General features: G+C 71.3%; 10 protein-coding genes. 7 read left to right on the top strand and 3 right to left on the bottom strand.

Annotation, left to right across the window (positions count from 1 at the left end; genetic code table 11):
- Positions 1 to 79 precede the first annotated feature (79 nt).
- On the bottom strand, positions 80 to 1,288 hold the full coding sequence (locus ACTMS0_RS13105) for a DUF349 domain-containing protein (RefSeq protein WP_441155415.1): 1,209 nt from the start codon (positions 1,286 to 1,288) through the stop codon (positions 80 to 82).
- A 352-nt stretch (positions 1,289 to 1,640) separates the two neighbouring features.
- On the opposite strand from ACTMS0_RS13105, the gene ACTMS0_RS13100 reads away from it, so the two are divergent.
- The 5 genes from ACTMS0_RS13100 (at position 1,641) to ACTMS0_RS13080 (ending at position 7,596) form a co-directional block, all read left to right on the top strand.
- Positions 1,641 to 2,375, top strand: a complete 735-nt coding sequence (locus ACTMS0_RS13100; RefSeq protein ID WP_441155414.1) for a class III extradiol dioxygenase subunit B-like domain-containing protein — start codon at positions 1,641 to 1,643, stop codon at positions 2,373 to 2,375.
- Entirely contained in the window at positions 2,360 to 3,448 is a 1,089-nt protein-coding gene (gene miaA / locus ACTMS0_RS13095; protein WP_441155582.1) for a tRNA (adenosine(37)-N6)-dimethylallyltransferase MiaA, read from the top strand. Before ACTMS0_RS13100 ends, miaA begins: the two co-directional genes overlap by 16 nt.
- Positions 3,449 to 3,455: 7 nt before the next feature.
- Complete coding sequence (gene dapF, locus ACTMS0_RS13090) at positions 3,456 to 4,301, top strand: diaminopimelate epimerase (RefSeq protein ID WP_441155413.1); 846 nt, start codon at positions 3,456 to 3,458, stop codon at positions 4,299 to 4,301.
- 374 nt (positions 4,302 to 4,675) lie between these two features.
- Entirely contained in the window at positions 4,676 to 6,268 is a 1,593-nt protein-coding gene (locus ACTMS0_RS13085; protein ID WP_441155412.1) for a hypothetical protein, read from the top strand.
- A complete protein-coding gene (locus tag ACTMS0_RS13080; protein WP_441155411.1) occupies positions 6,265 to 7,596 on the top strand; it encodes a hypothetical protein in 1,332 nt (443 codons plus the stop codon). Before ACTMS0_RS13085 ends, ACTMS0_RS13080 begins: the two co-directional genes overlap by 4 nt.
- A gap of 85 nt (positions 7,597 to 7,681) precedes the next feature.
- Here the strand turns inward: ACTMS0_RS13080 and ACTMS0_RS13075 are convergent, their stop codons facing one another.
- Positions 7,682 to 9,154: an NAD-dependent malic enzyme gene (locus ACTMS0_RS13075; protein WP_441155410.1), complete on the bottom strand. Its 1,473-nt coding sequence runs from the start codon at positions 9,152 to 9,154 to the stop codon at positions 7,682 to 7,684.
- A 176-nt stretch (positions 9,155 to 9,330) separates the two neighbouring features.
- On the opposite strand from ACTMS0_RS13075, the gene hflX reads away from it, so the two are divergent.
- Positions 9,331 to 10,773 (top strand): GTPase HflX, encoded by a 1,443-nt coding sequence (gene hflX, locus ACTMS0_RS13070; RefSeq protein ID WP_441155581.1) that lies wholly within the window; start codon positions 9,331 to 9,333, stop codon positions 10,771 to 10,773.
- Positions 10,774 to 10,830: 57 nt separating this feature from the next.
- Complete coding sequence (locus ACTMS0_RS13065) at positions 10,831 to 12,471, top strand: hypothetical protein (RefSeq protein WP_441155409.1); 1,641 nt, start codon at positions 10,831 to 10,833, stop codon at positions 12,469 to 12,471.
- Positions 12,472 to 12,527: 56 nt separating this feature from the next.
- Here the strand turns inward: ACTMS0_RS13065 and lexA are convergent, their stop codons facing one another.
- Positions 12,528 to 13,313 carry a transcriptional repressor LexA gene (gene lexA, locus ACTMS0_RS13060; RefSeq protein ID WP_441155408.1) on the bottom strand — a complete coding sequence of 262 codons (786 nt, stop codon included), beginning with the start codon at positions 13,311 to 13,313 and terminating at the stop codon, positions 12,528 to 12,530.
- Positions 13,314 to 13,609 lie beyond the last annotated feature (296 nt).

Here is a 13,609-nt window from a genome sequence, read left to right as displayed (position 1 = left end):
CGGGGGTCGTGGCCCGTCGGTCCCGACAAGCGCCGGAGCCCCCGGTCCACAGGGACCAGGGGCTCCGGGGTGTCGACCGTCAGCCGGCCTGCTCGGCGAGCTGGAGGAACTGCCGCTTCGAGGCCAGCGCCTGCTCGGCCTCCCGGATCCGCCGGGCGTCACCGGCGGCCTGGGCCCGGGCAAGCCGCTCCTCGGCCTCCGCGACCTGCGCCCGCATCTGGGCCAGCAGCGGGTTGTCCTGCGGGGTGGTGCGCCGCCACGCCGAGTCCATCACCTCGCGGACCTTCTCGTCGACGGCGCGCAGCCGCCGCTCCAGGCCCGCCGCCGCCTCCCGGGGCACCCGCCCGGCCTCGTGCCACTGCGCCTGAATCTCCCGCAGCTTGGCCTGGGCGCCCTTCGGGTCGCCCTCGACGTCCAGCGCCTCGGCCTCGGCCAGCAGCGCCTGCTTGCGCTCCAGGTTGGCGCGCTGCTCGTTGTCCCGGGCCGAGAAGACCTCGCTGCGCCGGGAGAAGAAGGCGTCCTGCGCGGCCCGGAACCTCTCCCAGAGCCGCTGCTCGGCCTCCTTCGAGGCGCGCGGCGCCGCGCGCCACTGGTTCATCAGTTCCTTGAGCTGGCCCGCGGTGGCCGCCCAGTCGGTGGAGTCCTGGAGCTTCTCGGCCTCGGCGACCAGCTCCTCCTTCACCGTCTGCGCCTGCTTGCGCTGCGCGTCGAGCGAGGCGAAGTGGGCGCCACGCCGGCGGGTGAAGCCGTCCCGGGCCGCCGCGAACCGCTTCCACAGCTCGCCGTCGGTCTTCTTGTCGACCCCGCGGATGGTCTTCCACTCGTCGAGGATCTCCTTGAGCCGGTCCCCGGCGGTCTTCCAGCCGGTCGACTCGGCGGCCAGCTTCTCGGCCTCCTCGACCAGTGCGGTCTTGCGGGCGAGCGCCTCGGTGCGGGCGGCGTCCCGGGCCGCCCGGGCCTCGCCGGCCTTCTCCTCGGCGACGGTGGCGAGCCGGTCCAGCCGGGCGGCCAGCCCGTCGATGTCACCGACGACGTGCGCCTCGGCCAGCGAGGCGCGCAGCCGGCGGATCGTGCTGAGCGAGTGACTCGCGTCCGCCGCGCCCGAGTTGAGCCGAGCCTCGGTCAGATCCACCTCGGTCACCAGGTCGGCGAAGCGACGGGCGAAGTGGGCCAGCCCTTCCTCCGGTGCTCCCGCCTGCCAGGAACCGACCACCCGCTCGCCCTCGGCGGTCTTGACGTACACGGTGCCGTCCGCGTCCACCCGTCCGAAGGCAGTCCAGTCGCTCATGTGCCCATCCTCGTTCTCCCGGCCTCGCGGGTCAGTCCCGCGAGCACCGCCACGGCGCAGCCAAGTTTCTCCTCGGCATTGTCACAGGTGCGCCCCCGTTCCCGTCGAGCGCCTATCGCCGACCGTGACCATACGGTGTCCTACCGCCGTGCGCCCCCGTCGGAGGGCGAGTGTCGGAATCATCCGTACGGCCCACGCCGTCCGCCGGCGGTGACGGCCGACGGCGGACGACCTGAGGAGGCGGCCGCCCGGCGCGGCGGACCCGGGGACCGTTGTACGGCGCAGGGGCGGCGGGCCGCACCGATCGGCGGGCCCGGGATCCGGCCCGCCGCGGTCCCGCTACGGTGGCCTGGTGCCCCTGGTCGCCGCCGCTGTCTGCCCGCACCCGCCCCTGCTCGTCCCCGAGGTGGCCGGTGCCGCCGCACCCGAGCTGGACGACCTCCGTGCGGCCTGTGACGCCGCCGTCGCCCGGCTGTACGCGTCCGGCGCGCGGACCCTCCTGGTGGTCGGTGCCGGCGACCGCACCGCCGACCTCGACTCTCCTTTCCGGGGCACGTTCGAGCCCTGGGGGGTGCCGCTGGAGGTGCGGCTCGGTCACCTCCCCGACGGTCGGGCGGGCACCGACGGTCTTCCACTCAGCCTGCTCGTCGGAGCGTGGCTGCTGAGCCGGGTGCCGCGGCCGGCCGGAGTCGACGCCATGACCTGGCGGATGATGAGTCTCGCGCCCGACGAACCGGTCGCGACGTGCGCCGAGATCGGCGGTCGGATCGGGTCGAACCGGCCGTGGGCGATGCTCGTCATGGGAGACGGGTCGGCCTGCCGGGGCGAGAAGTCGCCCGGCTACGACGACCCGCGCGCCGAGCCGTACGACGAGGGGGTCGCCCGGGCCCTGGCCACCGCGGACGTCGACGCCCTCCTCGACCTCGGCCCGGATCTGTCGGCCGAGCTGAAGGTCGCCGGCCGCGCGCCCTGGCAGGTGCTGGCCGGCGCGGTCCGCGCGGCCGGCGGCGACTGGCGGGGCGAGCTGACCTACGACGCGGCGCCCTACGGCGTGGCCTACTTCGTCGCCTCCTGGGAGCGGGCGTGACCGGCCCGGCCGATCCTGGCCAGCCGGACGGCGCGGCCGGGCCCGCCGGAGCCGGGCCGGACGGCGGCCGGCCGGAAGATGCCGCCGAGCCGGGCGAAGCGGGGAAGCTCGGAGCCGAGCGGGCGGCAACCGGGCCGGTCGGGGCCGGCGGTAGCCGCCCGCCGGTCGGCACCGTGGTCGCGGTGGTCGGGCCCACCGCGGCCGGCAAGTCCGCGTTGAGCATCGCTCTCGCCCACGCGCTCGACGGCGAGGTGGTCAACGCCGACTCGATGCAGCTCTACCGGGGCATGGACATCGGCACCGCCAAGCTCACCGTCGCCGAACGGGAGGGGGTGCCGCACCACCTGCTGGACATCTGGGACGTGACCGAGCCGGCGAGCGTCGCGGAGTACCAGCGGCTGGCCCGCGTGGCCGTCGACGACATCCTCGCCCGGGGGCGGGTGCCGCTGCTGGTCGGTGGCTCCGGTCTGTACGTGCGGGCGGTGCTGGAGCAGTTCGAGTTCCCCGGCACCGACCCGGCCGTCCGGGAGCGGCTGGAGGCGGAGCTGGCGCAGGTCGGGCCGGCGCCCCTGTACGCGCGGCTGCGCGAGGCCGACCCGGAGGCGGCGGCGAGCATCCTGCCGGGTAACGGCCGGCGGATCGTCCGGGCGCTGGAGGTGATCGAGCTGACCGGCGCGTCGTTCACCGCGTCGCTGCCCGAGCCCACGCCGTACTACCCGTCGGTGCAGGTCGGCGTCGACCTGGACACCGCGCTGCTCGACGACCGGATCGCGCTGCGGGTCGACCGGATGTGGGCCGACGGCCTGGTCGCCGAGACCCGCGAGCTGGTCGGCCGCGGCCTGCCCGAGGGGCGTACGGCCAGCCGGGCGCTCGGCTACCAGCAGGTTCTGCGGTTCCTCGCCGGCGAGCTGACCGGGACCGAGGCGTACGAGGAGACGATCCGGTCCACCCGACGGTTCGTCCGCCGGCAGCGGTCGTGGTTCCGGCGCGACCCGCGGATCCGGTGGCTCGACTCGGCGGCCCCCGGGCTGGTGGCGGATGCCCTGCGGGTGGTGGCCGGCGCTGCGCGATGATGGGGGCGTGGAGTTCACCAAGGGGCACGGCACCGGCAACGATTTCGTGATCCTGCCCGACCCGGACGGCGCGCTGGATCTCACGCCCGGGCTGGTCGCCGCGCTCTGCGACCGGCGGCGCGGGATCGGCGGGGACGGCGTGCTGCGGGTGGTCCGCGCGGCGAAGCACCCCGACGGCGCCGCGCTGGCCGGTGAGGCCGAGTGGTTCATGGACTACTGGAACTCCGACGGTTCGTTCGCCGAGATGTGCGGCAACGGCGCCCGGGTGTTCGTCCGCTATCTGCTGGAGACCGGGCTGGCCACGCCGTCCGACGCGGCGCTGCCGGTGGCCACCCGCGCCGGCGTCGTGCGGGCGCGGGTGGAGGGGGAGGGGGTAGCCGTCGAGATGCGCCGTCCCCGGTTGTACGACACGGCGATCGCCGCCCTCGGCGGGCTGACCCTGCCCGGTACGGCCGTCGACGTCGGCAACCCGCACCTGGTCTGCGCGCTGCCGGCCGGCCTGGAGCTGACCACGCTCGATCTCACCCAGGCACCGCAGGTCGACCCGACGGTCTTCCCGACCGGGGTGAACGTCGAGTTCACCGCCCCAGGTGAACCGGTCGACGGCACGGACGGGCACGTCCTCATGCGCGTGTACGAGCGGGGCAGCGCCGAGACCCTCTCCTGCGGCACCGGCGCCTGCGCGGTCGCCGCGGTCGCCCTCCGCGACACGGGCCGGAACACCGGCGTGGTCGCGGTCGACGTCCCGGGTGGCCGCCTAGCGGTCACCATCACCGACGACACCTGCTGGCTGGCGGGCCCGGCCGTCCTGATCGCGACCGGCCAGGTCACCCTCTCGGCGCTGGGCTCCTGACCCACTGGCGCGCGGGCGCGATGTCTACGTGGGGGCGTTGTCGCGTCCTTCGGCCGGCGACGCCTCGATGGACACGCCAGATTGATCTCCGCAATGCGCAATGTCGCATTGCTGACAGCGGCACACCTTGACGACAAAAGAATGTACCTCTCTGGTTCGGACGACGAGATGCGCGACTAGGGCATTCGTCCAAGCGTCGTAGCCGAAAAGAGTGATGGTCGGGCATCTTCGGTGGCGCATTGGCGGACGCCTCAGCGGTAGCGTCGACGGGACTCCTGCCGACGGATGGCATCGAAGTCGCAGGAGAGTCAGGGTGACGCAGTCAGCGCCCTGGACTGTCACATGCATTCCTGGGCTGACGGGTGGGAGGGGCTTTGACCGGATTCGACCCAGCGGCTTTCCGGAGTGGGGCGGTGATCTCCCGAGATGCAAGGCTGCTCCGCCACATCAACCGACTGACGGACGTCTTTCCGGTGGCGCGCCTGCATCGCGAGGCATTCCAATTGCTCGGCTCAGATTTCATCGATGCTCGTGAGCGAAGGGCCTCGAGTGAGCGGGGTTGCTGGACCGCGTTGGTCCGGTTCGGGGAGGTGATCGAGCGAGGATTCGGCCTCACGCGCGAGGTGATGGCTTACTACAGCCCCTACGATGACCTGCAGCTTCGCACATTCGAGCGGCTTCCCCGAGTGAAGGACGATCAGCCGCGACGACCGACGCAAGACCTGTTCATGATCTACGCGCCGGATCCGCTCGCTGAGCGGAAGCTGGATGACTGGAGCGTGAGGGAGCCTTTCGCCGTCGTCGGTCTGCCCCTCTCGGGAGTCACTCCGGCAGAGGCAGCCTCCCGGCTGCTGACAGCACTCACCGATCGCCTCGCGGCGCGGAACCTGTACGAGGAGACGCTTCCGGTGACCGGTCGGGACTTCTTCGGCCGGAGGGATCTGCTGATAAGCCTCGCGGAAGAGCTCCGGGTTGGGCGTGTGTGCGGTGTCTTCGGGCTACGGAAGACCGGTAAGACATCACTCGTCAAGGAGCTCGGCAGGCGGTTCGAGTCCGCGAACTCCGCCAAAAGGATCTTTATCCTGCGGGACCTTGAGGATCTTCCAGCCGAGCCTGAACGGCACGTGCCCAGTCTCCTCGCTGACCTGACCACCAGCCTGCTTCCGCGACTGCGTGAGCACGGACTCAGGACGCACGAGCTAAGTCAGTTGCCGAAGGTGCCGGAGTTCGGCGAGTTCAGGCGTGCCCTTCAGGCCACGCTCGGGGACAAGAACTCTGCCGACGTGCAGTTCGTCGTCGCCCTCGACGAGATCGAGTCGTTCGTCGGGCCCGAGACCGCGCAGGCCAACCAGCGGCCCCACGTACCAGAACTGCTGGGCGCCCTCCGGTCGCTGGTTCAGGAGAATGGCAATTTCAACGTCCTCATCTCCGGTCTGACCAGCGCTGTGCTGGAGGCGGGGCTGCTGTATGGGCGGGAGAATCCACTCTTCGCGTGGGCCAAGCCCTTTTTCATGCCGCCTCTCAGTGTCGAGTCAGCAAGTGATCTGGTCGAGAACCTGGGTAGGCGGATGGCGGTGCGGTGGGAGCCGGAGGCCCTGAAGGAGGTCTACTCGCTCACCGAGGGGCATGTGTTCCTGCACCGAACGCTCTGCGCCCGGATCGCGGCGGCGCTTCCCCGGGACCTCAGTGGACGGCAGGTGACCGAGGAACTCGTGACCCGTTGCGCTCGGCCGTGGCGCCGGGGAATTGCCGAACAGGTGCACCAGATGATGCTGAGCATGCGGCGGTTCTATCCCGAGGAGGCGGATGTGCTCGGGCTGATCAGGGAAGGTGTGCTCAGCAGCGACGAGGTGGAGGAGGCCTACCCGGCCGCGATGAACCATCTCATCAACCTGGGACTCATCGTCGAAGAGAGCGAAGGGTTCCAGCTGACGGCGTTCAGTCGGTTGGCTCTGGGGAAGAGATGACCCAAGGCTGGTACTCCGACGTTGCCGAGAGGATCGCCTCTGCGAACTACACCTTCTTCCACGCGGGCTCGCTCCGCCGCACTGCAAACTTCCTTGAAGACCTCAACGAGGACTTGGTCGGCCGCGGATTCACGCCGCTGCTGATCGACTGCGAGGACATTCTCCGTGACGGCCTGCGTCCATCCCTGGTGCCTGAGGACGGCGGGCCTGCCGACCTCTACGTCATCTGGCGCCCAGAGGTGCTCATGCGCAGAAGCGACTTCGAGGACCAGATCAGGAGGGCCCGACCCGCCGTGCATTCAGCACTGCTGAAGGGCTATCGGGTCGTCATCGTATCGACCATGCCACAAATGATGTTTCCGGTTCCGGTCGGCTCCTCCGTCATTGCCGACGCTGCCAAGATCCATCCTCGGCCGGTCTCCGCAGAACGCCTGCACGAGATCGTGCCTACCCTGTCGTACGACACTGCGGAGCGCATCATCGCGCGGGCCCGTGGGTGTGTCGCCCTCGCCGAGGGCTACGTGCGGATCGATCGGTCCTCGGGATCCGGCAACCGGAAGGCCCGGGACGCGGAGGAGCTTCTACTAGCCAAGCTCCGCAACGCATTCGCGGAGATTGGCCCGGAACTACTCGCGCTTCTAGAGCATCTTGTGCTGGAGTGCCGGATCGTCGACGTGCCACAGATGGACATGCGTGAGCACTGGATGTCGGCCCTCGAGGACGCCGGCCTGGCCACGATCGATGACGCTACCGACGTTGTCCGGCTCTTCGACCCGTTCTGGCGCGATGCCGCGCGGCTTGCACTTTCTCAGGCATTGCGGGACGTGCTTCAGGCGCCGAATGTCTGGCGGGCGGTCGCCACTAGCATGTTCGAGTTGGAGCGCACGGTGCGGTTTGTGGTTGCGCAGGCGTTGGAGCATCAGCATGGGGGCGACTGGCGCGTTAAGGGTCTGGAGAGCGTTGCAGCGAAAGCCCTGGCGCTGGCTCGCGCGGAAACACAGACCAACTACGCCACCATTGCGGATCTACACTCTCCACTTGACTGGCTGCTCCTTGACCAGTTGCTGGAACTGGCGGCAGAGACCTCTCGGCACGTTGTAGTCGGAGGCTTGTCCGACCGGGAGTGGCGTCAGCTCTCCGATCGGGTCGTGCCTATCAGGAACCGCATGTCCCACATGCGCCTGCCGCGTCCCGGCGACCTCGACGAATTGCGGAGGACCCTGCGCATACTTCTGCACCGGATGGACACCGTCACGGCGCCTTCCCCTGTCACACAAAGGCGCAGGGCGTCTGTGCCTACCCAGGCAAGCGGGCTGGTCAACCGGTAACTACTTCCCGCCAACCAACCGCAGATCTTGGAGGATCTTGGCCCCTCCAGGGGCCGAAATCCTCCAAGATCTGCAAACGAGGTGGTCAGGGCGTGGCGCTGGCGTTCGCCGCGATCTCCGGGAGGTCGGCCGGGCCGGGGTCCGCCGCGGGCGGCGGGGTCGCGGCCGGGTTCTGGGCGGCGGCGCGGACCGCTGCCGCGACCGCGGGGGCGACGCGGCTGTCGAAGACGCTCGGCACGATGACGGTCGGGTTGATCTTGTCCGCGCCGACGACGTCCGCGATCGCTCGGGCGGCGGCGATGGCCATCTCCTCGGTGAACTCCTCCGCGTGCGCGTCGAGCATGCCGCGGAAGACACCGGGGAAGGCGAGCACGTTGTTGATCTGGTTCGGCTGGTCCGAGCGGCCGGTGGCGACCACGGCGGCGTGCTTGCGGGCCTCCCGCGGGTCCACCTCCGGGTCCGGGTTGGCGAGCGCGAACACGATCGCGTGCTTGGCCATGGCGGCGATGTCATCGCCGGTCAGCAGGTTCGGCGCGCTCACACCGATGAACACGTCCGCGCCGCGGATCGCCCCCGGCAGGTCACCGGAGTAGTTCTCCTTGTTGGTGTGCTCGGCCAGCCACCGCCAGGCCGGGTTGAGGTCGGGCATCCCGCGGTGCAGGGCGCCCTGCCGGTCGTACGCGATGATGTCGCCCACGCCCTGGCGCAGCAGCAGCTTCATGATCGCGGTGCCGGCCGCGCCGGCGCCGGAGACCACGACCCGGACGTCCGCCAGATGCTTGCCCACGACGCGCAGCGCGTTGGTCAGCGCGGCCAGGACGCAGATCGCGGTCCCGTGCTGGTCGTCGTGGAAGACGGGGATGTCCAGCGCCTCACGCAGCCGCGCCTCGATCTCGAAGCAGCGCGGCGCCGCGATGTCCTCCAGGTTGATGCCGCCGTACGCGGGTGCGATCGCCTTGACGATCGACACGATCTCGTCGGTGTCCTGCGTGTCGAGCACCACCGGCCAGGCGTCCACCCCGCCGAAGCGCTTGAACAGCGCCGCCTTGCCCTCCATCACGGGCAGCGACGCGGCCGGCCCGAGGTTGCCCAGGCCGAGCACGGCGGAGCCGTCGCTGACCACCGCAACGGTGTTGCGCTTGATGGTCAGCCGCCGCGCGTCCGCCGGGTTCTCCGCGATGGCCTGGCAGACCCGGGCCACCCCCGGCGTGTACGCGCGGGACAGCTCGTCGCGGGTCCGCAGCGCGACCTTCGGGCTGACCTCGATCTTGCCGCCGAGGTGCAGCAGGAAGGTGCGGTCGGAGACCTTGCGCACGTCCACGCCGTCCAGCGCGGTGAGCGCGTCGACGACCTGGTCGGCGTGGCTCGTGTCGGCGGTGTCGCAGGTCAGGTCGACGATCACGTGGGTGGGGTCGGAGTCGACCACGTCGAGCGCGGTGACGATCGCCCCGGCCTCCCCGACGGACGTGGTCAGTCGTCCGATGGACGAGGCGTCCGCCGGCACCGCGATCCGGATGGTGATCGAGAATCCGGCACTCGGCAGTCGGGTGATGGCCACGCAGATCCCTCCGTCGGCGCTGAACGGTTCGCCCGCATTTCTACTCTCCGGCGCAGGTCGGCCGGCACCCGGCCCCGCTACCAGTGGGTAGCGCCACGGGCATATAGCGGGTGCGTCCGGCGTTGGCACATGTCAGGATTGCTTCCTACGTGACCAAACGGACAGGAGACGTGAGTTTGCGAGACCAGGAGACCTTCGAACCGTTCGAGGACGACGAGCTCGACGCCACCACCGGCGAGTTCGAGCTGTCGGAGCGGCAGGCGCTGCGGCGGGTCCCTGGCCTCTCCACCGAACTCACCGACATCACCGAGGTCGAGTACCGCCAGCTGCGGCTGGAGCGGGTCGTCCTGGTGGGGGTCTGGACGGAGGGCAGGCAGGACGACGCGGAGAACTCCCTGACCGAGCTGGCGGCTCTGGCCGAGACGGCCGGCTCGCAGGTGCTCGAGGGGCTCATCCAGCGGCGCAACCGCCCCGACCCGGCCACCTACATCGGCCGCGGCAAGGTCGACGACCTGGGCGCGGTCGTGCTGTCGACCGGCGCCGACACGGTGATCTGCGACGGTGAGCTCTCCCCGTCCCAGCTGCGCAACCTGGAGCAGCGCACCAAGGTCAAGGTGGTCGACCGCACGGCGCTGATCCTGGACATCTTCGCCCAGCACGCGAAGAGCAAGGAAGGTAAGGCGCAGGTCGAGCTGGCCCAGTTGGAATACCTGCTGCCGCGGCTGCGCGGTTGGGGTGAGACGCTGTCCCGGCAGAGCGGTGGTAGCGCTCGTGCCGGCGGCGCCGGTGGTGTGGGTCTGCGCGGTCCCGGTGAGACGAAGCTGGAGACCGACCGGCGTCGGATTCGTACCCGGATCTCCCGGCTGCGCCGCGAGATCAAGGGCATGAAGACGGTTCGCCAGACCAAGCGCGCCCGCCGTGCCCGCAACGCCGTACCGGCCGTCGCCATCGCCGGCTACACCAACGCCGGCAAGTCCAGCCTGCTCAACCGGCTGACCGGCGCCGGCGTGCTGGTCGAGAACGCGCTCTTCGCCACGCTGGACCCGACCACCCGCAAGGCGACCACCTCCGACGGCCGCCTCTACACCCTCTCCGACACGGTCGGTTTCGTCCGGCACCTGCCGCACCAGATCGTCGAGGCGTTCCGGTCGACGCTCGAGGAGGTCGCCGAGGCCGACCTGGTGGTGCACGTGGTCGACGGAACCCACCCGGACCCGGAGGAGCAGGTCCGCGCGGTCCGCGAGGTGCTCGCCGAGGTGGGCGCCGACCGGCTGCCGGAGCTGCTCGTGGTCAACAAGGCCGACGCGGCCGACGAGGAGACCCTGCTGCGGCTCAAGCGGCTGTGGCCGGAGGCGATCCTCGTCTCCGCCCACACCGGGCGCGGTGTCGAGAACCTGCGTGCCGCGATCGAGGGCCGGCTGCCCCGCCCGGCGGTCGAGGTCCGGGCGGTCCTGCCGTACGACCGGGGGGATCTGGTGGCCCGGGTGCACCGGCAGGGCGAGGTGCTGAGCACCGCCCACCTGCCCGAGGGCACCCTGCTGCACGTCCGGGTCGGTGAGGCGCTCGCCGCCGAGCTGGCTCCCTTCGAGGCGGCGGAGCCGGTCGGCCCGCGTTCCTAGGCCCCCGGGGCCGTCCAGCCGCGCGGGCGTGTGCCGGCGGCGTGCGACACTATGAGGATGCGCCGCGTTCTCACCTCGGTCACGGGTGTCCTCAGCCTGTTGGGGGCGACCGTGGCAGCCACCGGTGCGGTCCTGGTCGCCACCCCGTCACCGGTCGACGCGGCGGGCCAGAAGCGCTGCACCGTCACCGACGAACGGCTCATCGAGCTGTCCGGGCTGGTCGCCACCAAGACCGGCTACATCGTGATCAACGACGGCACCGAGTTGGAGAGCCGCAAGCGGGTCTTCTTCCTGGACACGAAGTGCAAGATCGCCAAGGACCCGGTCCGCTACTCGGGCGGCGGCCCGGCGGACACCGAGGACCTGGCGCTCTCGCCGGACGGCCGGACGCTCTGGATCGCCGACACCGGCGACAACGTGACGAGCCGGCAGCGCCGTGAGCGGGTGGCGGTGTGGAGCATGCCCGCCGGCGGTGGCAAGCCGCCGACGCTGCACCGCCTCACCTACCCGGACGGCAAGCCGCGCGACGCCGAGGCCCTGGTCATCGGCGACGACGGCAATCCGCTGATCATCACGAAGGTCACCTCCGGCAAGGCGGAGATCTTCACCCCCGGCGGAGAGCTGCGCAGCGGTGACACCGAGCCGGTGCCGATGAAGAAGGTCGGCGAGGTCGAGCTGCCGAAGACGGAGACCGACAACCGGCTCGGAGTGCTCGGCCGGACGGCGATCACCGGCGCGGCCCGGTCCCCGGACGGCTCGCGGGTGGTGCTGCGCACGTACGCGGACGCCTTCGAGTACGACGTCTCCGGCGGTGACGTGGTCAAGGCGCTCACCACCAAGGAGCCCCGGGTGACGCCGCTCGCCGACCCGTTCGGCGAGGCGATCTCGTACAGCCCCGACGGCAAGTCCTTCCTCACCGTCTCCGAGGGCGGGCAGCTGGAGGAGGGCGAGACGGTCGACATCCTCGCGTACAAGCCGTCGACCCAGGGCGCCAAGCCGGTCGCGGCCGCGGCCGGGCCGAAGAAGGCGGCCGAGCCGTCATGGTTCGACAGCCTGTCGTTGCAGGACATCATGTACCTGGTGGGCGCGGTCGGCCTGATCGGCGTGGTGATGGTCGGCGCCGGTGTGTTCGGCATCCTGCGCGCCCGCCGCAACCCCGTCAAGGGTCCGGACGACGACGAGCGCGCCGACGGCGGCCCGGCCGACGCTTTCCAGACACCCGACGAGCGGGCGCGAGGCGGCGTGTACGGCGGTGCCGCCGGCGGCGGCGTGTACGGTCCGCCCGCCGGGGCGGGGCCCGGCCGGGAGCCGGGTCGGGCGGGTGTCCCCCCGGCCGGCAGCGGCGTGTACGGCGGGGGTCGTCCCGCCGGTGGTGCCGGCGGTGCCGTCTACGGCGGCCGCCCGTCCGGCGGGGGCGTCTACGGCGGCGGCAACCCGCCCGGGGCCGGTGGTGGTCGCCCCGCCGCCAACGGTGGCCAACCGGCCGGCGGTGGCCGTGGCGGCGTCTACGGCGGTGGGCCGGGCGGCCGGCCCGGTGGTGGCGTGTACGGCGGTGGCCCGGCCGAGCCTCCGCGTCGCGGCGGCGGGCCGGACCCGCGCGCCGGACGGCGCCGCGATGACGGCCCCGACGAGGGCTGGGGCGGCCCGTACGGGCAGGTGCCCGGAGGTGGGCGCGGCTACCACGGCGACCGCTACTGAGCCGACGGTTCGTCGGTCAGCACGGTTACCGGCGGCGGGCGCCGCCGGTCCCGAGGTCAGATGCGGCGCAGGACGGCGACGACGCGGCCCATGATGGTGGCGTCGTCACCCGGGATGGGGTCGAAGGCCGGGTTCTGCGGCATCAGCCAGACGTGCCCGTCGCGGCGCCGGTAGGTCTTCACCGTCGCCTCGCCGTCGAGCATGGCGGCGACGATGTCACCGGAGTCGGCCGTGGGCTGCTGCCGGACCACCACCCAGTCGCCGTCGCAGATCGCGGCGTCGAGCATCGAGTCGCCCTTGACCTGGAGCATGAAGACCTCGCCCTCACCCACCAGCTCGCGGGGGAGCGGGAAGATGTCCTCGACGGCCTGCTCGGCGAGGATCGGGCCACCGGCGGCGATCCGACCCAGCATCGGCACGTACGCCGGGGTCGGGCGCTGCGAGCGGGTCAGCTCGTCGTCGATCACGTCGCTGGGGGCGCGGACGTCGACCGCGCGCGGCCGGTTGGGGTCGCGGCGCAGGAAGCCCTTCTTCTCCAGTTCCTTGAGCTGGTAGGCGACGCTGGACGGCGACACCAGGCCGACCGCCTCGCCGATCTCCCGCACGCTCGGCGGGTAGCCGTGCCGCTCGACCCAGGTGCGGATGAACTCCAGGATCCGCCGCTGGCGGGCGGTCAGGTCGACCGTCGCCGGGTCGGGGAAGGCGCTCACCACCGGGGTGACCGGACGCACGGCGGGCGCGCCGGTGCGGCTGCGCGCGGCGCCCCGGCGACGCGTGGCCGCCGGGCCCGCCTCGGTGATCTGCTGCGGGCTCTTCGGCCGGCTGGCCCGGTCCTCGGTCACGTCCGTCCTCCCTGGTCGGCGCTGTGGTGCCTCGTCGGCTCGTGGTGCGTGCGGTGGTGCGGGGACGATCGGCGGAGAACCGCCGTGCGTCTGTCGTTCATGACCGTATAGGTGAGATCAGTCATTTTCAAACATCTGTACGACGTCGCTCGGCGTGTCGGGGTGAAAATCCGCGCGGGTCGTACTCGTGTTCTGGTAAATGGTACGTCGCGTCGAACGACTGTTCTAATTCGGCGGATCGTCGGTGCCGGACGGCCGGTGGCCGATAACCGGAGCGGCGGCCGGACGGTTGGGTT

Origin of the sequence: Micromonospora sp. H33, assembly GCF_052068455.1 — a bacterium.
Lineage (GTDB): Bacteria > Actinomycetota > Actinomycetes > Mycobacteriales > Micromonosporaceae > Micromonospora.
Note: the sequence above shows the minus strand (reverse complement) of the source record. Positions and strands in the feature narration are given on the sequence as shown.